The organism is Nonomuraea sp. NPDC049714 (assembly GCF_044465295.1).
GTDB lineage: Bacteria > Actinomycetota > Actinomycetes > Streptosporangiales > Streptosporangiaceae > Nonomuraea.
On sequence record NZ_JBITLM010000002.1, the window covers coordinates 605,477 to 624,724 of the forward strand.

At 72.3% G+C, this 19,248-nt stretch carries 20 protein-coding genes; 11 read left to right on the plus strand and 9 right to left on the minus strand.

The window, feature by feature from the left end:
* Positions 1-5: 5 nt before the first annotated feature.
* The 3 genes from ACIBQX_RS09720 to ACIBQX_RS09730 all read left to right on the plus strand — a co-directional run bounded on the left by ACIBQX_RS09720 (position 6) and on the right by ACIBQX_RS09730 (position 2,777).
* Positions 6-599 (plus strand): TetR/AcrR family transcriptional regulator, encoded by a 594-nt coding sequence (locus tag ACIBQX_RS09720; RefSeq protein WP_397002534.1) that lies wholly within the window; start codon positions 6-8, stop codon positions 597-599.
* A 24-nt stretch (positions 600-623) separates the two neighbouring features.
* Positions 624-1,439 (plus strand): MOSC domain-containing protein, encoded by an 816-nt coding sequence (locus ACIBQX_RS09725; protein WP_397002536.1) that lies wholly within the window; start codon positions 624-626, stop codon positions 1,437-1,439.
* A gap of 69 nt (positions 1,440-1,508) precedes the next feature.
* Positions 1,509-2,777, plus strand: a complete 1,269-nt coding sequence (locus ACIBQX_RS09730) for an MFS transporter (RefSeq protein WP_397002538.1) — start codon at positions 1,509-1,511, stop codon at positions 2,775-2,777.
* On the opposite strand, the gene ACIBQX_RS09735 is transcribed toward ACIBQX_RS09730, so the two are convergent.
* Both ACIBQX_RS09735 and ACIBQX_RS09740 read right to left on the minus strand, forming a co-directional pair.
* A complete protein-coding gene (locus ACIBQX_RS09735) occupies positions 2,752-4,317 on the minus strand; it encodes a bifunctional 3'-5' exonuclease/DNA polymerase (protein ID WP_397002540.1) in 1,566 nt (521 codons plus the stop codon). The genes ACIBQX_RS09730 and ACIBQX_RS09735 overlap by 26 nt on opposite strands.
* Positions 4,318-4,338: 21 nt before the next feature.
* Positions 4,339-5,847: a metallophosphoesterase family protein gene (locus ACIBQX_RS09740; RefSeq protein ID WP_397002542.1), complete on the minus strand. Its 1,509-nt coding sequence runs from the start codon at positions 5,845-5,847 to the stop codon at positions 4,339-4,341.
* 121 nt (positions 5,848-5,968) lie between these two features.
* On the opposite strand from ACIBQX_RS09740, the gene ACIBQX_RS09745 reads away from it, so the two are divergent.
* Entirely contained in the window at positions 5,969-6,376 is a 408-nt protein-coding gene (locus ACIBQX_RS09745) for a hypothetical protein (protein ID WP_397002544.1), read from the plus strand.
* A gap of 124 nt (positions 6,377-6,500) precedes the next feature.
* Here the strand turns inward: ACIBQX_RS09745 and ACIBQX_RS09750 are convergent, their stop codons facing one another.
* Positions 6,501-8,057 carry an FAD-binding oxidoreductase gene (locus ACIBQX_RS09750; protein WP_397003841.1) on the minus strand — a complete coding sequence of 519 codons (1,557 nt, stop codon included), beginning with the start codon at positions 8,055-8,057 and terminating at the stop codon, positions 6,501-6,503.
* Positions 8,058-8,088: 31 nt separating this feature from the next.
* Here ACIBQX_RS09750 and ACIBQX_RS09755 point away from each other — a divergent pair, with 31 nt between their 5' ends.
* From ACIBQX_RS09755 to ACIBQX_RS09770, 4 genes are all read left to right on the plus strand, one after another.
* Entirely contained in the window at positions 8,089-8,598 is a 510-nt protein-coding gene (locus ACIBQX_RS09755) for a TetR/AcrR family transcriptional regulator (protein WP_397002546.1), read from the plus strand.
* Positions 8,591-10,072 carry a glycerol-3-phosphate dehydrogenase/oxidase gene (locus tag ACIBQX_RS09760; protein ID WP_397002548.1) on the plus strand — a complete coding sequence of 494 codons (1,482 nt, stop codon included), beginning with the start codon at positions 8,591-8,593 and terminating at the stop codon, positions 10,070-10,072. Before ACIBQX_RS09755 ends, ACIBQX_RS09760 begins: the two co-directional genes overlap by 8 nt.
* A gap of 53 nt (positions 10,073-10,125) precedes the next feature.
* Positions 10,126-11,040, plus strand: a complete 915-nt coding sequence (locus tag ACIBQX_RS09765) for a sucrase ferredoxin (protein WP_397002550.1) — start codon at positions 10,126-10,128, stop codon at positions 11,038-11,040.
* Between the two features lie 100 nt (positions 11,041-11,140).
* Positions 11,141-11,452, plus strand: a complete 312-nt coding sequence (locus tag ACIBQX_RS09770; RefSeq protein ID WP_157245964.1) for a WhiB family transcriptional regulator — start codon at positions 11,141-11,143, stop codon at positions 11,450-11,452.
* Positions 11,453-11,663: 211 nt separating this feature from the next.
* Here ACIBQX_RS09770 and ACIBQX_RS09775 read toward each other — a convergent pair whose 3' ends face one another.
* Both ACIBQX_RS09775 and ACIBQX_RS09780 read right to left on the minus strand, forming a co-directional pair.
* On the minus strand, positions 11,664-11,897 hold the full coding sequence (locus tag ACIBQX_RS09775) for a DUF397 domain-containing protein (RefSeq protein ID WP_397002552.1): 234 nt from the start codon (positions 11,895-11,897) through the stop codon (positions 11,664-11,666).
* 134 nt (positions 11,898-12,031) lie between these two features.
* Positions 12,032-12,931 carry a DUF5753 domain-containing protein gene (locus ACIBQX_RS09780; protein WP_397003843.1) on the minus strand — a complete coding sequence of 300 codons (900 nt, stop codon included), beginning with the start codon at positions 12,929-12,931 and terminating at the stop codon, positions 12,032-12,034.
* A gap of 130 nt (positions 12,932-13,061) precedes the next feature.
* On the opposite strand from ACIBQX_RS09780, the gene ACIBQX_RS09785 reads away from it, so the two are divergent.
* Positions 13,062-13,535, plus strand: a complete 474-nt coding sequence (locus ACIBQX_RS09785) for an ATP-binding protein (RefSeq protein ID WP_397002554.1) — start codon at positions 13,062-13,064, stop codon at positions 13,533-13,535.
* On the opposite strand, the gene ACIBQX_RS09790 is transcribed toward ACIBQX_RS09785, so the two are convergent.
* Positions 13,532-14,173, minus strand: a complete 642-nt coding sequence (locus tag ACIBQX_RS09790) for a phosphoribosyltransferase (protein WP_397002556.1) — start codon at positions 14,171-14,173, stop codon at positions 13,532-13,534. The two genes, ACIBQX_RS09785 and ACIBQX_RS09790, sit on opposite strands and share 4 nt — an antisense overlap.
* A 45-nt stretch (positions 14,174-14,218) precedes the next feature.
* Entirely contained in the window at positions 14,219-15,316 is a 1,098-nt protein-coding gene (gene rsgA, locus ACIBQX_RS09795; protein ID WP_397002558.1) for a ribosome small subunit-dependent GTPase A, read from the minus strand.
* Between the two features lie 363 nt (positions 15,317-15,679).
* On the opposite strand from rsgA, the gene ACIBQX_RS09800 reads away from it, so the two are divergent.
* Positions 15,680-16,168 carry a sigma-70 family RNA polymerase sigma factor gene (locus tag ACIBQX_RS09800; RefSeq protein WP_397003845.1) on the plus strand — a complete coding sequence of 163 codons (489 nt, stop codon included), beginning with the start codon at positions 15,680-15,682 and terminating at the stop codon, positions 16,166-16,168.
* The gene (locus ACIBQX_RS09805) at positions 16,165-16,878 is read left to right on the plus strand and encodes an anti-sigma factor family protein (protein ID WP_397002560.1); all 714 of its coding nucleotides are present in this window, start codon (positions 16,165-16,167) and stop codon (positions 16,876-16,878) included. The genes ACIBQX_RS09800 and ACIBQX_RS09805 overlap by 4 nt, the downstream gene beginning before the upstream one ends.
* 4 nt (positions 16,879-16,882) lie before the next feature.
* Here ACIBQX_RS09805 and ACIBQX_RS09810 read toward each other — a convergent pair whose 3' ends face one another.
* Together ACIBQX_RS09810 and glyA are read right to left on the minus strand one after the other, a co-directional pair.
* Positions 16,883-17,779, minus strand: a complete 897-nt coding sequence (locus tag ACIBQX_RS09810) for a siderophore-interacting protein (RefSeq protein WP_397002562.1) — start codon at positions 17,777-17,779, stop codon at positions 16,883-16,885.
* Between the two features lie 141 nt (positions 17,780-17,920).
* Positions 17,921-19,171 carry a serine hydroxymethyltransferase gene (gene glyA, locus ACIBQX_RS09815; RefSeq protein WP_397002564.1) on the minus strand — a complete coding sequence of 417 codons (1,251 nt, stop codon included), beginning with the start codon at positions 19,169-19,171 and terminating at the stop codon, positions 17,921-17,923.
* Between the last annotated feature and the right edge of the window lie 77 nt (positions 19,172-19,248).

Below are 19,248 nucleotides of genomic sequence, written 5' to 3' on the forward strand. Positions count from 1 at the left end.
CCTGCATGCCCGTCCCCAAGGGAACCGCGCTCGACCCCGCCCGCACCCGCGCCGCCATCCTGGAGGCCGCCACGGCCGCCTTCTACGACCACGGCCTCGACGGCGTGGGCGTGGCCGACCTGTGCGCCCGCACCGGGGTGTCGAAGGAGACTCTCTACCGCCACTTCGGCTCCAAACAGGGCCTCATCGAGGCCGTGCTGGAGGCGCGCAGCGACCGGGTCACCCGGTGGCTGCGGGCCGCGGCGGACGCCGCGGGCCCCGACCCGGCCGACCGGCTCGCGGCGATCTTCGACGCGCTGGCCGGCTGGCACGCCGAGCCGGGCTTCCGCGGCTGCGCGCTGGTCAACGCCGCCACCCAGCACCACGAGGGCTCGGTCAGGGCGGCGGCCGCCAGGCATCTCGACCGCCGCCTGGCCCTGCTGGAGGACATCGCCGTCCGGGCGGGCGTGCGCGAGCCCGGCGTGCTGGCCTACCAGCTCCTGCTGCTCGTCTCGGGCAGCACCACCGCGGCCGACCTGCACCCCGGCGGCGGCGCGGCCGCGCGCCACGCCCGGCAGGCCGCCCTCACGCTCCTCCGGGCCGCCACGCCGGCAGGCTGATCCGGTGCGGTACGGTTTTGCCGCATGGAGCTGGGGAGCATCTACTTCTATCCGGTGAAGTCGACGGGCGGACACGAGGTCGGCGAGGCCGAGGTGCAGCCCTGGGGCCTGGCCGGCGACCGGCGCTACCTCGTCGTCGACGAGGGCCGCCGGCCGATGAGCGCTCGCGAGAACCCCGTCATGCTGGCCTGCGTGGCCGAGCCCGACGGTGACAGCGTCACGCTCACCGGCCCGCACGCCGCTCCCCTGCGCGTCACCCCCACCTCCCACCGGTTCGTCGCCGACGTCTGGGGCACGCCGGTGGAGGTCACCGACTGCGGCGACGACGCCGCCGGCTGGATGTCCGCGCTGATCGGGCGGCCCGGCAGGCTGGCCTGGCTGGACGATCCGACCCGCCGTCCGGTCAATCCCGCCTATGGCGAGCCGCAGGACCGGGTCAGCCTGGCCGACGGCTACCCACTGCTGCTGACCTCGACGACGTCATTGGCCCAGGTCGACGAGTGGGTGGCGCAGACGGCCGCATCGCTCGGCGAGCCGCCGCCCGCGCCGCTGTCGATGCGCAGGTTCCGGCCGAGCGTCGTGGTGGACGGCGCGGACGTCCCGTTCGCCGAGGACGCGTGGCAGCGGCTGCGGATCGGCGAGGTGGAGTTCCGGGTGGTCAAGCTGTGCGACCGGTGCGTGATGACCACCGTCGATCCCGAGACCACGGCCAAGGGCAAGGAGCCGATCCGGACCCTGGCCAGGCACCGCAGGTGGGACGGCAAGACCTGGTTCGGCGTCAACCTCATCCCCGACGGCACCGGCAAGATCGCCAAGGGTGACCCGGTGACCGTGCTCTGACGCGAAAGACAGCTCGAAAGGACATCTGTCCCCTTTGGGGGTCCTTGCGGATTATGCGAGACTTCGCTGGTGACCAGCGCCCCCACGAAGCCCGCCATCTCCCCACCTGACCGCATCCGCCGTGTGCAGTTCCGTACGCTGGGAGTTCTGTCCGGCGCGCAGATCGTGGGCGGGGTGGGAGTCGCCGTCGGGCTCGCCCTCAGCTCGGTGGTCGTGGACGAGCTGTCGGGCTCGACGGTGATCAGCGGGTTCGCCGGGACCGCCACCGTGCTCGGCGCCGCGCTGCTGGCGCTGCCGATCGCCAAGGCCGCCGGCCGGGGCGGGCGCCGGGTGGGCCTGGCCCTGGCCTACCTGGCGGCGCTGCTGGGCTGCGTGATCTCGGTGACGGCCATCGGCATGGAGAACTGGCCGCTGCTGCTGGCCGGGCTGGTGCTGGTGGGCGGCGGCAGCGCCGGCAACCTCGCCGCCCGCTACTCCGCCACCGACCTGTCCCCGCCCGGCCACGCCGCCAGGCACCTGTCGCTGGTCGTCTGGGCCGCCACGATCGGCTCCGTCGCCGGTCCCATGCTGGCCGAGCCCACCGACCGGATCGGCCTGGACGCCGGGCTGGCGGGCAAGGCGGGGCCGTTCGCGTTCGCCGCGCTCGCCTTCGCGGGGGCACTGGTGATCGTCCTGGCCGGGCTGCGCCCCGACCCGCTCAAGCTGGCCCGCGAGCTGGACGGCACGCCACCCGCCGCCAAGGGCGGGACCCGGACGATCAGGACCGGCTGGCTGAGCCTGCGCGCCGCCCCGATGGCCCGCACGGCGCTGGTGATGATCGCGGTCAGCCACACCGCGATGGTGTCGATCATGTCGATGACCCCGGTGCAGCTCCACCACGACGGCTCGTCGCTGGACGTCATCGGGATCGTGATCAGCCTGCACATCGCCGGCATGTACGTGTTGTCGCCGGTGGTCGGCTGGCTGGCGGACAAGGTGGGCAGGGTGCCGGTGCTACTGCTCGGCATGGCCCTGCTGCTGGCCTCCGCCGCCCTGGCGGGCACCGCCGGGCACCGCGTCTGGCAGGTGAGCGTGGCGCTGTTCCTGCTCGGCCTGGGCTGGTCGTGCGGCCTGGTGGCCGGCTCGGCGCTGGTCAGCGAGTCGGTGCCGATCGAGGGGCGGACGGCTGTACAGGGCCTGTCGGACCTGCTGATGAACGTCTGCGGCGCCACCGGCACGATCATCGCCGGGGCGATCGTGGGCGGCCTGTCCTACGGCGTGCTCGGCCTGGTGGTCGGCGTGATGGTGACGGCGGCAGGGCTCTGGCTGGCCGTCACTTGGCGTCGGCGTAGCAGCTGACCGCGACCGCCTCCATCGGGAACCGGACCGGCGTCCGGCCGAACAGCAGTCTGCTGGCCTCGGCGGCCGCCGCCGAGACGCTCGCCATCACCTCTTCGGCCTGGTCCAGCGGGCAGTGCACGATGACCTCGTCATGCTGGAAGAACACCAGCCGGGCGGGGTCGGGCAGGGTCCCGCGCAGCACCGCCATCAGCGACAGCGCCCACTCGGCGGCCGTGGCCTGCACCACGAAGTTGCGGGTGAACCGGCCCCGGTCGCGCAGCGCCCTGGCGCCCTCCGGGCCGGAGACCAGCTCCTTCCACCGCCCGGACGGCGGCGGGCTGGTGCGGCCCAGCCAGGAGCGGACCAGCCGCCCCTCCTCGCCCCTCTTGGCCGCGTCCTCGACGAACCGGTAGGCCTGCGGGAAGCGCTGGCGCAGGATGGCCAGCAGCTTGGCGGCGTCGCCGCTGGTGCCGCCGTACATGGCGGACAGCATCGCGATCTTGGCGTTGTCGCGCTCGCCGCCGAACGACTTGGCCAGCGCCGAGTAGAGGTCGATCTCGCCGGCCGCGGCGGCCAGCCCCGCGTCACCGGCCATCGCGGCCAGCACCCGCGGCTCCAGCTGGGCGGCGTCGGCGACGATCAGGGTCCACCCGTCGTCGGCCACCACCACCCGCCGCATCACCTTGGGGATCTGCAGCGCCCCGCCGCCGTCGGTGGCCCAGCGCCCGGACACCACGCCGCCCACCACGTATTCGGCGCGGAAGCGGCCGTCGCGCACCCACTGGTCCGCCCAGGTCCAGCCGTGGAAGCTGTGCAGCCGGGCCAGCTCCTTGTAGGCGAGCAGCGGCCCGACCGCCGGGTGGTCGATCTGCTTGAGCTCCCAGGACCGGGTGGACTTCAGCGCCACCCCGGCGGCCTTGAACGCCTTGACGAGCTGCTGCACCGAGTCGGGGTTGACCGGATGGCCGAACGCGGCCGACACCTCGTCGGCCAGCGCCTGCAGCTTGGCCGGCCGCATGCCGTGCACCGGGCGCGGCCCGAGCATTTCGGTGAGCAGGGCGTCGTGCAGGTCCGCGCGCCACGGCAGACCGTCGTGGCCCATCTCGGCGGCGATCAGCGCGCCCGCCGACTCGGCCGCCACCAGCAGCCGGAACCGGCCCGGATCGGGCAGCGCCTCGATCCGGCGCAGCTGGTCGGCCAGCACCTCGGCCACCGCCTCGGCGCCCAGCGGCTCGGGCGCGAACAGCGTGCCGGGCTCGTCGGGCCGCTCGGCCGGCACGGGCAGCCCGTGCAGCCGGGCGTGGGCGGCCCGGGCCGAGCGGGGCTCGCCGTAGCGGCCCTCGTGGGCGAGCAGCAGCCCCTCGGTGAGCGCGAGGTCGTGGCAGCGCGCCACCCGCAGGCCGGCGCGCAGCAGGGCGGGGTAGCTCTCACGGGTGTCGGCCCACACCCAGCGCGGCCGCGCGGCCTCGTGGTCGCGCACGGCCGCCACCAGGTCGCCGGCCTGCTCGGCCGTCCCCCCGGCGGGGAGGATCGTCTGTCCTGCCAGGACCGTGTGCACGTCTCCAAGAGTGCCAGGCGACTACGACAACTCCGACAGATCGATCACCACCTCGTCCTCGACCGGCGGCTCCAGCTCCTGCCGCAGGCAGCCGGTGGCGGCCAGGCACCGCACGGTCAGCCGGTCCGGGGTGACCGACAGGTGCAGGAACTGCTTGAAGAACGGCGGGGTGTCCCAGTCCGACAGCTCGGACAGGTAGCGGTGGAACACCGTGCCCACCGGCAGCCGGAACGGCCACGGCCAGGAGCCGAGCAGCCGCGCCGCCCACCGCATCCGCGCCGTCACCTTCACCGGCTGCCCGATGGGCCTGACCGGGGTGTTCTTGATCTGCTCGGCCATGATGCAGGCCGCCTCGTCGGGCGTGAGGCCGATCCACTTCATGCGCAGCCGCTTGGCGTAGAGCTGGCTGTAGAACGACAGCGAGTCCCCGCGCAGCGGATAGCTCCGGTAGTCGTCCTCGTGCACCCCGCCCACGTCCACCCGGCGGATGGTGTGGGTGGCGTGCATGAAGGCGCCCGCGCCGCCCGAGACGATGTACTGGATCACCCGGTCGCCGACCTTGACGGGGTAGCGCTGGTAGTTGTGCACGTCGCCGCCGATGGCCGCGACGTAGCGGTGCCGGGGGTCGCGGACGATGTCGTCGACGGTGCCGCCGTCCTGGAGCTTGGACGGTTTGTACTCGTTGCGGGTGTAGATCGGCTTGCCGGTGACCAGGATCTTCGGGCGGGGGTCGAGCGACACCTGGCGCAGCCACGCGGTCTGCTCGCGGTCGATCATCCCCCCGATGCCGGTGTCGACGCCCACGACGAGCAGGCTCGGGCTCTCGATCACCCAGTACGGTCCCGGCTGCGCGGCCTGCTCGGCCGGTTGCTGCGACGGCCTGCTCCTGAGCTCGCGGGCCTCGGCGAGCACCCGCTCGTCGATGGTCTCCGGCCGCCGCCACAGCAGCCCGCGCGGCCCCCGGTCCGGTCTGGGCTTGAGCGGGGGCGCGTCACAGAACACCCGCATGAACCCGCCCAGCCCGTCGTACCAGTCGTGGTTGCCGGGAATGGCGTAGATCGGCGCGTCGTAGTCCTGGTACGGCCGGAAGAACTTGTCGCCGTACTCGTTGCCCGACCCCGCCGGATAGAGCACGTCGCTGGCGATCACCGCGAAGGCGGTGCCCTCACCCGCCTTGAGCATCCCCGGCACGACGGCGTACTGGGAGGCGTCGCCCTCGCCGGTGTCGCCCAGCAGCAGGAAGTCGAAGCTCTCCCCGAGGCCCGGCCTGATCCGGAACCCGGCGTCGGCCCCGCGCTCCCGTTGCGCGGCGACCCACCGCACGCGCACCTCCCCCGACGGGTCGCCGAACAGCCCGGCGAGGATCTCATTCCTGGAGCGCCACAGGGTGCGTAAGTTCAGCCAGCTGAAACCATTCTTGTCCGGGCGAAGCCGGGTGAACGTGCCGATCTCCTGACAGGCCCACCCGGCGCCCTCCTCCGACACGCGGGACGACGCCCGCTTCCCCCGCTCTGCCGTGATTTCCACCATGACCACATCTTTGCCATGTCGCACCGGAAGCGCACCCTGAAACGGAGAGTGCCGCCATAAGCACGGATGGTGTAGCGTCTACGCCCCAAGCAAGCGGTTGGCGTCCGCTAGGGAGGCTTCGATGCCCCGCAACGGTTCCGATGACGCACTCCGGCGAAGCTCCACGGCGGTGACGGCCGTCGAGGGCCTGCTCGCTTACGCGCAGACCCAGCGTCGTTGGGGACGGGGCGCGATCAGGAGCGCCGACCGGGCGATCGCCATGAGCCGCGCCCTGGTCGCCGAGGCTCCCGAGCACACGCCGCTGCTGGCCCGCGCGTTGCGCACCGCGGCCCGCCTGCACCTGCGGCGCGGCCGGCCGGGCGACGCCCTCCCGCTGGCCGAGGAGGCGGCCGGCCTCGCCAGGCAGTCGGGCGGCGCCCAGCTGACGCTGTGCCTGTACTGCCTGGCCGAGGTCTACCGGTCACTCCACCGCTACGCCGACGCCGTCGCCCTGATGTCCGAGGCGGACGACCACCCACCCCCGGAGTGACCCGCCGTGACGCCCCCGGCCAGGACCCCGCACGGGCCCGCCTCAGCCGATGCCCGGGTTCGGGATTCTGGACGGGTCCCGCCTCAGGGGATGCCCGGGTTCGGGATTCGGTACGGATCCCGCCTCAGGGGATCAGGACGCCCGGGTTCAGGATGCCGGTGGGATCGACCTCGTTCTTGACCGCGCGCAGGATCGCCGTGCCCAGGGGGCCGATCTCGGTGGCGTAGGCGTCGCGGTGGTCTCGGCCGACGCCGTGGTGGTGCGAGATGGTGCCGCCGGCCCCGACGATCGCCTCGTTCGCCGCCGCCTTCGCGCGCTCCCACTGGGCCAGCGGGTCGGCGTCCTGCGCGGTCACCACGGTGAAGTACAGCGACGCGCCGGTCTCGTACACGTGCGAGATGTGACACATGACCAGCGGCGAGCCGAGCGAGCCGAGCATCGCCAGCCGGACCGCGTCGTACAGGCGGGGCAGGCCCGCCCAGAAGCACGCGGTCTCCAGCGTCTCGACGGTGGCCCCGGCGGCGAGCAGTGAGTCGCGCAGGTAGGGGGCCGAGAAGCGGCCGCGCGCCCAGGCCTCGCCGGGCTCGGCGCCGAGCGGTTCGCCGCCGTGGCCGGACAGGACGGCCGAGGCGGCCGCCCGGCGCTCGGCCACCCGCGAGCCCTCGTAGCCGGTGATCACCAGGCAGCCCGGGTCGCCGCCGCCGATGGCGTCCGGGCGGGCCAGGCCGATCATGGTCTCGGTCTCGTCGGACAGGCGCAGGACGGTGGGCGGCGGGCCGTCCTGGGCGAGGGCGCGCAGCGCGGCGGCGCCCGCCTGGAAGCCGGGCAGCCGCCAGCCTTCGTAGAGGCGCTCGGCGGGCAGGCGGCGGACGCGCAGGCGGAGCCCGGTGATGACGCCGAACGCGCCCTCCGAGCCGAGGACGAGCTGGCGCAGGTCGGGGCCGGCGGCGGACTTGGGCGCCCGGCCCAGGTCCAGGGAGCCGGCCGGGGTCGCCACGGTGAGGCCGACGACCATGTCGTCGAAGCGGCCGTAGCCGGCCGACGCCTGGCCGCTGGAGCGGGCCGCCGCGAAGCCGCCGAGGGTGGCGTACTCGTAGGACTGCGGGAAGTGGCCGAGGGTGAGGCCGTGCGCGGCGAGCAGGCGTTCGGCCTCGGGCGCGCGCACGCCGGGCTCGAAAGTGGCGATCATCGACTCGGTGTCCACGTCGACGAGCCGGTCCATCCGGCTCAGGTCCAGGCAGACGACGCGGGTGAAGCCGGCGCGGGAGGCCGCCAGGCCGCCGACGACCGAGGTGCCGCCGCCGAAGGGGACGACGGCGACGCGTTCGGCCGCGCACAGCCGCAGCAGCCGCGTCACCTCGTCGTGGGCGCCGGGCAGCACGACGGCGTCCGGCGCGTCCGCGCCGTCGCCCGCGCGGATCCGCATCAGGTCGGGGGTGGACTTGCCGCGGGTGTGCCGGACCCGCGCTTCATCAGATGTCAGGACATGTTCGGCGCCGACCAGGTCTGTGAGCGCCCGGATCTGCCGAGGCTCCAGCGCGACCGGCGGAAGGCGTACCGACTCCAGGGTGGCGGCGGGAGCGGTCGGCGCGCGCACGCCCAGCAGGTCCCGCAGCAGCGCGTGGACCTGTTCGGGGAGCTCGCGGGCCTGGGCGGGATCGCCCCAGCCCGACCAGAGCATGGGTTCGGAAGGCACGCATACACTGTGACACATGCCGTCGATTCGTCACAATGAGGGTGTGCTCGACGCCGCCCGGGACTGCGTGCTCGCCTACGGGGTGCGCCGCACCACGCTCACCGACGTGGCCCGCCGGGCGGGGGTGTCGCGGATGACGATCTACCGGCACTGGCCGGACGTGCGCGCGCTGGTCGCCGACCTGATGACCCGCGAGTGGGTGAAGATCATCAACGGGCTCGACCTGTCGGAGCCGGTGCCGGCCGTGGTGACGGGGGTGCGCCGGATGCGCGAGCACCCGCTCTGGCGCAAGATCGTCGAGGCCGACCCGGAGATGCTGCTGCCCTACCTGCTCGACCGGCGGGGCACCAGCCAGGAGGCGGTGCTGGACATGCTGGAGCCCGTACTGGGAGACACCCGCAAGGCCAGGGCGGTGCTGCTGATCGCCCAGTCGTTCCTGGTGTCGGCCCCGACCATGCTCGGCCCGCCGACGCTGGACGACCTCGACGCCGAGCTCGCCGCGATCCTGGAGGCCTACCTTGGATAGCTCGCTGAACGCCGCCAGGAGGACCAGGGAGCTGGCGCGGGCGGCGGAGGAGACCGCCGACGTGCTCGTGGTGGGGCTGGGCGCGACGGGCGCGGGCGCGGCGCTGGACGCCGCCGCGCGCGGGCTGAGCGTGGTCGCGATCGACGCGCACGACCTGGCGTTCGGCACGTCGAGGTGGAGCTCCAAGCTGATCCACGGCGGCCTGCGCTACCTCGCCAGAGGCCAGGTGGGCGTGGCCTACGAGAGCGCGATGGAGCGCGGTCTCCTGCTCACCCGCACGGCCCCGCACCTGGTCAGCGCCTTCCCGTACGTGCTGCCGCTCACGCCCGCCGTCTCCGGCCGCCAGGCGGCCCTGGTGATGACCGGCTACCGGCTCGGCGACGGCCTGCGGGCCGCCGCGCGCACCCCGCGCCGCCTGCTCCCCGGCCCCTCCACCCTCACCGCGGCCCGGGCGCGCGAGCTGGCGCCCGCACTGATCCGGTACGGCCTGCGCGGCGGACTGCTGTCCTGGGACGGGCGGCTGCTGGACGACGCCCGGCTGGTCGTGGCCCTGGCCAGGACGGCGGCCGGGCACGGTGCCCGGATCCTGACCCGCTGCCGGGCCCTGGAACTCTCGGGGGCGGGCGCGCGGGTGCGTGACGAGGTGACGGGCGAGGAGTTCGCCGTCCGCGCCCGGGCGGTGGTCAACGCGACGGGGGTCTGGGCCGGGACGCTGGACCCCGCGGTGCGGCTGCGCCCCTCGCGCGGCACGCACCTGGTGCTGAGGGCCGGCGCGCTGCCGGGGCTGCGGGCCGGGCTTCACGTGCCCGTTCCCGGGGAGAGCAACCGGTTCGCGCTCGTGCTGCCCCAGCCGGACGGGCGCGTCCACGTGGGGCTCACGGACGTCGCCGTGGACGGGCCGGTCCCCGATGTGCCGGAGGCGCCGGAGGAGGACATCAGGACGCTCCTGGACGTGCTGAACACGGTGCTGGAGGCCGGCCTGCCGCGCACGGCCGTGGCGGGGGCCCACGCGGGCCTCAGGCCGCTCCTGGCGGCCGACGGGCGCTCCGCGGACCTGTCGCGCAGGCACGCGGTGCTGGCGCGTGACGGGATCGTCACGGTCGTGGGCGGCAAGCTGACCACCTACCGGCGGATGGCCGAGGACGCCGTGGACCGGGCGGTCGCGGTGCGCGGCCTGCGCGCGGGACCGAGCCGGACCGCCGCGCTACCGCTCGTGGGAGCCGGGCCGGTGCCCGCCGGGGCGCGACCGGGGCTGGTCCGCCGCTACGGCGCCGAGGCGGCGGCCGCGGAGCGGCTGGTGGCGGCGCACCCGGAGCCGGTCGGGCTCGGCCTGACCCTGGGCGACCTGGTCTGGTCGGTCCGGCACGAGGGCGCGCTGGACGTGGACGACCTGCTCGATCGCAGGACCAGGATCGGTCTGGTCGCCGAGGATCGGGAGCGGGCCGCAGGGGTAGCACTCGGGGCATTCCGCTGAAATAGCACCCTTCCGTTAGGTTAGTCTTACCTAATCAGCGGAAGGGGGCCGGTGTGGCGAAGGGCTGTGAGCACGCGGAGGGTTGCCACACCGGTGGCATACCCACCCTGGCGAGCGCCACGGTGGGCGCCCGGCTCTGGCTGCTCATCGAACACGAAGGCCCGTGGCCGTCACATCTGGAAAACTCCGAGCTTCCTGAGAACGTCGCCAAACTGGTCACACGGGCGCTCGAACGCGGTATCCGCCCGCAGCTGATCCGCCGCCCCGGAAAGCGCACCCGCCCGAGACAGCAGGGGATCCGTGTGCTACTGGGCTACGCCGTAGGCGACGAACCGTGGCTGGCCGGCGGTGTCGTCGCAGGTCCTGACGATCTTGACCTGGACGCGCTGGTGGCCGGAGTGGTCCCCGAGTCCTGCATACTTGAAGACGAGCCGGTATTTCTGGTCTGCACGCACGCCAAGCGCAATGTGTGCTGCGCCCGCATTGGATTGCCCCTCGCTCGTTCGCTGGCAGATTTCTTGCCGGACAGAGTATGGGAAACGTCACACGTTGGCGGCGATCGGTACGCCGCCAACCTCGTGTGCTTGCCACACGGAATTTTCTACGGCAGCATGTCTCAGGCCGCTGCGATCGCAGCGGCTGACGCGTACCGGTCGGGCGAGATCATTCTTGACCGTTACCGGGGACGCGCAGGCATCCCTGAGCCATTGCAAGCCGTCGAGCATTTCGCCCGAACCCATACGGGAGAGTGCTCTGTCGGCGCAGTGGCCGTGGAATCCTCAAGGTCGGACGGCGACGTCACCGAAGCCATCGTGCGCTGCGGAGACGTCCGGTTCCAGGTTGTGATCGAGCCATCGGCGTTCCAAGCGCCGTGTGGCACGGCTTTCGCCGAGAAGATCGCCACCTACCGGCTGGTTTCGCTGGACAGGCTGACCCCTGTGCGGTATGCCACGCCTGCCCTCAGCTGACCAAGGGAACATCACGGTCCTGGATTGCGTTGGAACAGATAAGCCAAGCGTCCAATGCGGCTTCAATTACCGAAATACCTCTCACGAAGGTGGTTTTCTCATGTCTCAGGTACGTCGGCAGCTCGCCCGCCCGCGCCCCAGCTGGGGTTGGCAGGATGATGCCGCGTGCCGGGGTGAGGACCTCGTGCTCTTCTTCGGCCCTGACGGAGAGCGGCAGCCCGAGCGCGATGTGCGCGAGCGCAAGGCCAAGGCGATCTGCGGCGGGTGTCCCGTCCGCAACGAGTGCCTCGACTACGCTCTGTCCCGTCCGGAGAAGTACGGCACGTGGGGTGGCCTCAACGAGGACGAGCGCGCCTCGGAGCGTCGCCGTCGCATGCGCCGCGCGGCCAGCGCCGGCATCTCCGCCGCCTGACCCCCGGCCACAGCAGTCGCAGAGCATCGCGTGATCCCGCAGTTGTCCCGATGATCCGGAGTCTGGCCAGCCAAGCCCAGACTCCGGCGAACCCGGTCGGGACAACTGCTTGATCAGGCGAACCTCAGCCCCCGCACCAAAAAGCCGCCGTCCGATTTCGGACGGCGGCTTTCGCATGCCCGCCGAGCGGGCCTGGCTCTAACTCATCCCCCTAGACGAGCAGGTCGTCGAACTCCCCGTCCTTGGCTCCCAGGACGAACGCGGTGATCTCGTCCTGCGTGTAGACCAGTGCGGGACCGTCGGGGAAGCGGGAATTGCGCATCGCCACCTCGCCCGTCGGCAGGGGCGCCACCTCAACACAGTTGCCGCTGGGATTGCTCCGCGCGCTCTTACGCCAGACGACGGGCAGGCGACGAGCGGGCGTTCCGTTCCGGAACTCAGGCATGAGTGCGACTCCTTGGCCTTACGGATGCACGTGCATCCGTGCTTACGGCCAGAGGATACGGGGGCGCGCTGATCTGCATATACGGGTTGACCAAAATTCCGGTATGCCGTGGATCACATGGTTCAGGGGGGGATTTACCCGTTGAGCAGGCGCTCCAGGAACCGCCTGGTCTGCTTGGGCTGCTCCGCCTGAACGCTCAGCCGGTCCATCACGCGGATGTAATGCTCGGTCTCGGCAGTCTTGTCCAGATAGAGGGCGCTGGTGAGCTGCTCCATGTACACCACGTCGGGCAGCTCGCGCTCGGGAAAGCGCAGAATGCTGAACGGCCCGCCCGCCGCCGCGTGACCGCCCCGCTCGAACGGCATGATCTGCACGGTGACGTTGGGCTCGGCCGTCATCGCCACCAGGTGCTCGATCTGCTCCCGCATGACGCCGGGCCCGCCGAGCATCCGGCGCACCACCGCCTCGTCGATGACCGCCCACAGCGTGAGCGGGTCCTCCCACGACAGCCTTCCCTGCCGGGTGGTGCGCAGCCGGACCCGGCGATCGAGCTCCGGCTCCGGCGCCCTCTCGTGGGCCAGCTCGATAACCGCCCGGGCATAGCGGGGCGTCTGGAGCAGGCCGGGGACGAACTGGTTCTCGTAGGTGCGGATGATCGAGGCGGCGCCTTCGAGCCCGATGTAGACCTCGAACCAGCCGGGCAGCAGGTCACCGTACTTGTGCCACCAGCCGGGGGCGTTGGCCTGCCTGGCCAGGGCGAGCAGCGGCGCCTGCTCGCCGGGGTCGGTGACGCCGTAGAGCGACAGCAGGTCGGCCACGTCGCGCTCCTTGAAGCTGACCTGGCCGAGCTCCAGTCTGCTGATCTTGGCGTGCGAGGCGCGGATGGAGTAGCCGGCGTCCTCGCGGGAGATGCCGCGCCTGGTGCGGAGCCTGCGCAGTTGCGTGCCGAGCATGATCCGCAGCACGGTCGGGCTACCCGGCGCGTGCTTCAGGATGGAGCTGCTCCGCACACTTTCGGCGCGCTCTCGGCTCAACGTCATCTCTCCCAGATCATCTGCACGTGCAGATGCGATTTGCATCCGTAAACGCGGAAAAGTCTTGCATCACCAAGCGCTCCCCGTAAAGATGGGCTCTTGGATCACCAGACCGCGTTTCGGGGGCCACATGACGACTTTCGACGCCCGGCCGGAAGCCGCCAGCGGCACCCGGCCGCCGGGATGGCTTTCGGCCGTCCTGATCGACGGTCGCCCCAGTGACTGCGACGCGGTCTTCACCTTCCATGATCTCAGTGCGTTCGAGCCCGGCTGCGTCTCCATGGCCAGACGGTTCATCGACCAGACGTTCGGCTCGTGGGGGGCCGAGCGGGTCACGTTCGACACCCAGCTGGTGGCCTCGGAGCTGGTCACCAACGCGATGCGGCACGGAGGCGGGGCGATCCAGCTGCGGCTGCTCCGCCACGATGCCGAGTTCGCCTGCGTGGTCGCCGACCACAACCAGCGGGCGCCGATCGCCGCGGTGACGGACATCTTCGCGGAGTACGGCCGCGGGCTCCGGCTGGTGGACGCGCTCTGCGCGGGCTGGGGCTGGCTCACCCCCCGGGGGCCGCGCAAGCTCGTCTGGGCCGTACTACGGGGTTAGCGCTCAGGCCGGGTTCTGGCCAGCACGTCCAGCACGTCGCCGTCGGTGAGCTGGTCGAAGTGCTCGTACCACTGCCCGACCGCCCTGAAGTCGATCGGCGCGCACAGCACCACCACCTCGTCCGCCTCCCGCCTCATCGCCTCCACCGTGTCGGCGGCGCCGACCGGCACCGCCAGCGTCACCCGCGCGGGCTTGGCGGCGGTGACCGTCCGCAGCGCCGCCCGCGCGGTCGCGCCGGTGGCCAGGCCGTCGTCGACCACGATCACCTCGCGGTCCTCCAGGGCGGGCAGCGGCCGGTCCCCCCGGTAGACCCTGACCCTGCGGGCCAGCTCCCGCCGCTCGGCCGCCACCACGCGGGCCAGTGCCTCGGGGGTGAGGCCGAGCCGGGCCAGCAGATGCCGGTCGAACACCGGCTCGCCACCCTCGGCTATCGCGCCGACGCCCAGCTCGGGCTGCGGCGGATAGCCGATCTTCCGGGTGACGAGCACGTCGAGCACGCCGCCCAGCCTGCGCACCACCGGCTCGGCCACCTCCACCCCGCCACGCGGCAGCGCGAGCACCACCGGGTCGCGGATGGCGAGCAGCCGCTCGGCGAGCAGCGCTCCGGCTTCCTCACGGTCGACGAACACGCGCTCCATACGGTGGTCGTACCCGCTGGCCCGCGCTTCGCACGACCGGGCGGGCTACGGCCGGTTGCGGCCCGCGCGGCGCATCTCCTTGTGGATGACCTTCCACTTGTTCTGCATGTCCTTGCGCAGCCGCGCGTCCGTGCGCGAGGCCATCCAGGCGGCCTCCCGCTGGAGCTTGCGCCAGCTCTGCAGCCGCCGCTCGGGCAGCTCACCGCTCGCCACCGCCTCCTGTACGGCGCAGCCGGGCTCGCTGTCATGCCCGCAGTCGTCGAACCGGCAACCGGCGGCCAGCTCCTCGATGTCGGCGAACACCAGGTCGACGCCCTGGCTCATCTCGTAGAGCCCGACCCGGCGGATGCCGGGCGTGTCGATGATGAGCCCGCCGCCGGGCAGCGGGATGAGCTCCCTGTGCACGGTGGTGTGCCGGCCCCGGCCGTCGCCCGCGCGCACCTGCTGGGTCTCCATCACGCCGTCGCCCGCCAGGGCGTTGACGAGGGTCGACTTGCCGGCGCCCGACGGGCCCAGCACGACGGCCGTGCGGGAGCCCGCCAGATAGCCGCGCGCCAGCTCGACGCCCTCGCCCAGCAGCGAGGACACCGCGTGCACGTCCACTCCCGGCGCGGCGGTGCGCACGTCGGCGAGCAGCTCCTCCAGGCCCTGCTCGAACAGGTCGGACTTGGTGACCAGGACGACCGGGGTGCCGCCGGACTCCCAGGCCAGCGCCACCAGCCGCTCGATGCGGCCGAGGTCGGCGTAGTCGGTGGAGTGCATGGACGGCTCGGCGACGAAGACGACGTCGACGTTGGCGGCGAGCACCTGGCCCTGGCCGTCACCCGACAGCCCGCCCCGTGAGTCGCGGCTCACGCCGCCGCGGACGAACGCGGTGTGCCGGAGCAGCACCTGGTCGAGCTCGTAGCGGCCCTCGGGCAGCTCGGTGAGCGCGGCCCAGTCGCCCACGCACGGCAGCGCGACCGGGTCCTCGGCCGACGCCCGGCGCACCCTGGCGCCGTACTTCACCCGGTGTCTGCCGTCGGCGGCGATGACTTCGGCGGCCCCGCGGTCGACTCGGGAGACGCGGGCCGGGACGGTGCCGTCAGGCAGCTCGGCGGCGCGGGACGCGGTCCAGCCGAGCAGAGAAAGATCGAAAAGCAACGGAGTTACACCCTTTGGGTTGAGAAGGAACCCGGGTGGTCTAAGCGCGCACCCGGAGGCTGATGGACGGCATGCCGAACAGCACAGTCCGCATGGTCCCCACCTCCTCGCTCAGTCGCTGAGGTGACTCTACGCACCCGCCCCCGGGGACGCAATCCGATTTTCGGCCCGTCGCGCGCATTGACGCCCGATCGATTGAACCCGGACGGGTATGCCGGCCGTACTTCCTGCCGACGGACTCGAGAAAGGGGAATGATGCGACTGAGCACGTATCCCCCACCCTCGGCCGAGGGAGCAGCCCCCATGGGCAAGCCGCGGTTACGCCACTGGCTGAGGCGCGTGCGCCCCGACCCGGACGTGATCGTGTCCGCGCTCTACCAGCAGTACCACCGGCCGTTGCTGGCCTTCGTGATCCGTCTGACCGGGGGTGACAGGCAGTGGGCGGAGGACGTCGTACAGGAGACCATGATCCGGGCCTGGCGCAGCGCGGAGCGGCTCGATCCGGAGGCGACCTCGCTCATGCCCTGGCTCGCGACGGTGGCCAGACGTATCGTGATCGATGACCGGCGGCGACGCGAGGCCCGGCCCCAGGAGTCGGGCGACGGACCGCTGGCGAGTTTGCCCGTGCCCGACGAAATGGAGGGTCTCCTGCACCAGGTGGTCGTGTCCGAGGCGCTCAAGGCGTTGTCACCGGCCCATCGCGAGATCCTCAACGAGACGATCCTGCGCGACCGGTCGGTCAACGACGCCGCCAAGACGCTGGGCATCCCCGTGGGCACCGTGAAGTCCCGGGTCTACTACGCGGTCCGCGCCCTGCGGGTCGCGCTCGAGGAGAGGGGGGTGACGGCGTGACCTCGCGAGTGGAGCACACCGACGTGGGCGCCTACGCCCTGGGACTGCTGGACGAAGACGACCGGCTGGCCTTCGAGGCCCACCTTCTCCGCTGCCGGTCCTGCGAGGTGGAGCTGTCGGAGCTGTCCGGCGTGGCCAGCGCGCTGACCGGGCTCGGGCCCGTGGAGACCGCCCCTCCTCTCCGGGAACGGCCGGCCGAGGTGATCGACCTGCTCCGCCGCAAGCAGGCCGCCGACCGGCGCACCCGCAGGAGCACGTTTCTGATCGGCGTGGCGGCCTCCATCGCCCTGGTGGTGGGCGGACTCACGGTCGGCGCCCAGTTCGGCGGCCAGAGCGCGACGCCGCCCGCCGCGCACAGCGCGCAGATGGGGCCCGCCGAGCAGTTCTACGCCATGGGCACGCCCCTGCCCGGCGTCGGCGCCGACGGGGTGAGCGGCGGGCTGGTGCTGGAGTCGAAGGGCTGGGGCACCCACGCGGCGCTCGAACTGTCAGGCGTCAAAGGGCCGCTGGAGTGCGAGCTCGTGGCTGTGGGCAAGAACGGCGAACGCCGGATCATGATGGGCTGGGCGGTGCCGACCCCGGGCTACGGTGTGCCGGGCTCACCCGACCCGCTCTACATGCACGGCGCCGCCGCCCTCACGCAGGACGAGATCGACCGCTTCGAGGTCGTCACCACGGCGGGCCGCAAGATCCTGACCGTCGAAGTGTGACGCTTCAGGAGTCGTTCTCCGCCCGGCCCATCCGCCAGTAACCCATGAAGGCCACCGAGCGCCTGTCCATGCCGCGCTCGGCGACCAGGTGCCGCCGGAGCGTCCTGATCATCGAGGCCTCGCCGGCCAGCCAGGCGTAGAGCGATCCGGAGCGCGCCGGCTCCTCGGGCACCTCCCACAGCTCGTCGACGTCGACGTCGACGTCCTCGACGGGGCCGGTCGGCGCCGGTGCGGTGAGCAGCCGGCCGGCCGCCGACCGCACCTCGGGCACCAGCCGGCCGCCGTGCTCGGCGCCCTCTCTGGCCAGCCAGGTGATCTTCACCCGGCTGGGCGAGTCGACCGGCAGGAAGTCGGCCTGGTGCGGCACCTCCAGCAGGGCCTCGCCCTCGGTGTCCGCCGGAAGGCGCTCCAGGATGGCGAGGATCGCGGGGACCGCGGTCTCGTCGCCGGCCAGCAAGATCGTGCTCACGTCGGCCGCGGGCTTGAACTCCACGCCGCCGTGGCCGCCGTCGTGGCGGGCGTCCGGGCCGAACAGCACGGCCTCGTCCCCCGGCCGCGCGGCGCCGACCCACCGCGCGGCGGGCCCGCCGCCGTCGCCGTGCAGCACCACGTCCATGTCCACTTCACGCATGGACGGGCGTACGGCGCGGACGGTGTAGGTGCGCATGGGATTACGCTGATCGTCGGGCAGTGCCTGCCAGCGCTGATACCAGCCGGGGCCGTTCGGCAAGCGGCTCAGGCCGTGCTCCGCGATCGGCATGATGAGCTTGATCCGCTGGTCGAACCCGTTGTCGGCGAAGAATTGGAGATCGTCGCCGGTGAAGGTCACGCGGGCGAAGGACGGGCTCAGGGGCGCCAGATTTCGTACGCGCACGTCGAACATCCGGAAAGGCTCGGTCATCAGGGCTCCAACAGTAAGGTTAGGCTAACCTACCTTAGATGGGGGCGGCCTGGCCGACAAGGGTGCGCGCCTGCCCGTACATGAGCGCCGGGACGGCGACGCCCCGCCGCACGGCTGTGCGGCGGGGCGTCGCGGCGGGGCCTACAGGCCGGGGGCGGGGAACTGCGCGGTGAGCTCGCTCACCTCGTGGTGCACGCGGGTGATGACGTCCTCGGCGTCGCCCTTGGCCAGGGCGCTGACCACCTCGTCCATCCAGGCGCCGATCTGCCGCATCTCCGCCTCCCGCATGCCGCGCGAGGTGACCGACGGCGTGCCGATGCGGATGCCCGACGGGTCGAACGGCTTGCGGGTGTCGAACGGGACGGAGTTGTAGTTGGTCTCCAGCCCGGCCCGGTCGAGCGCCTGGGCGGCGGGCTTGCCGCCGATGCCCTTGGGCGTGAGGTCGAGCAGGATCAGGTGGTTGTCGGTGCCGCCGGAGACCAGGTCGAAGCCGCGCGCGGCGAGCTCCTCGGCCAGGGCCTTGGCATTGGCGACCACCTGGTGGGCGTAGGCCTTGAACTCGTCGGTCGAGGCCTCGCGCAGCGCCACCGCGATGGCCGCGGTGGTGTGGTTGTGCGGGCCGCCCTGCAGACCGGGGAAGACGGCCTTGTTGAGCGCGGTGGCGTGCTCGTCGCTGGTGGCCATGAGCATGGCGCCGCGCGGGCCGCGCAGCGTCTTGTGGGTGGTGGTGGAGATGACGTCGGCGTGGCCGACGGGCGACGGGTGCGCGCCACCGGCGACGAGGCCGGCGATGTGCGCGATGTCGGCGGCCAGCACGGCGCCCACCTCACGGGCGATGGCCGCGAAGCCCTCGAAGTCGATGGTGCGCGGGATGGCGGTGCCGCCGCAGAAGATGAGCTTGGGCCGGTGCTCCAGGGCCAGCTCCCTGACCTCGTCGAGGTCGATGCGGCCGGTGTCCTGGCGGACGCCGTAGCGGACCGGGGTGAACCACTTGCCGGTGGCGGAGACCGACCAGCCGTGCGTGAGGTGGCCGCCGAACGGCAGGCCCATGCCCAGCACGGTGTCGCCCGGCTGCAGGAACGCCATGTAGATCGCCAGGTTGGCGGGCGAGCCGGAGTAGGGCTGGACGTTGGCGTGGTTGACGCCGAACAGCGCCTTGGCCCGCTCGATGGCCACGGTCTCGACCTGGTCGATGACCTGCTGGCCCTCGTAGTAGCGCTTGCCTGCGTAGCCTTCGGAGTATTTGTTGGTCAGGACGGTGCCGGTGGCCTCCAGCACGGCCTTGGAGACGTAGTTCTCCGAGGCGATCAGCTTGACGGTGTCGGCCTGGCGGCGCTCCTCCGCCTGGATGAGCTCGGCGATCTGCGGGTCGACGCTAGCGAGAGAACTCATGACTCTCCTGTCATCATTGACATCTTGCGAAGACCCAGGCGCACGGCCTCCGCTCCTTCCGCTCCCCGGTGGTCGAT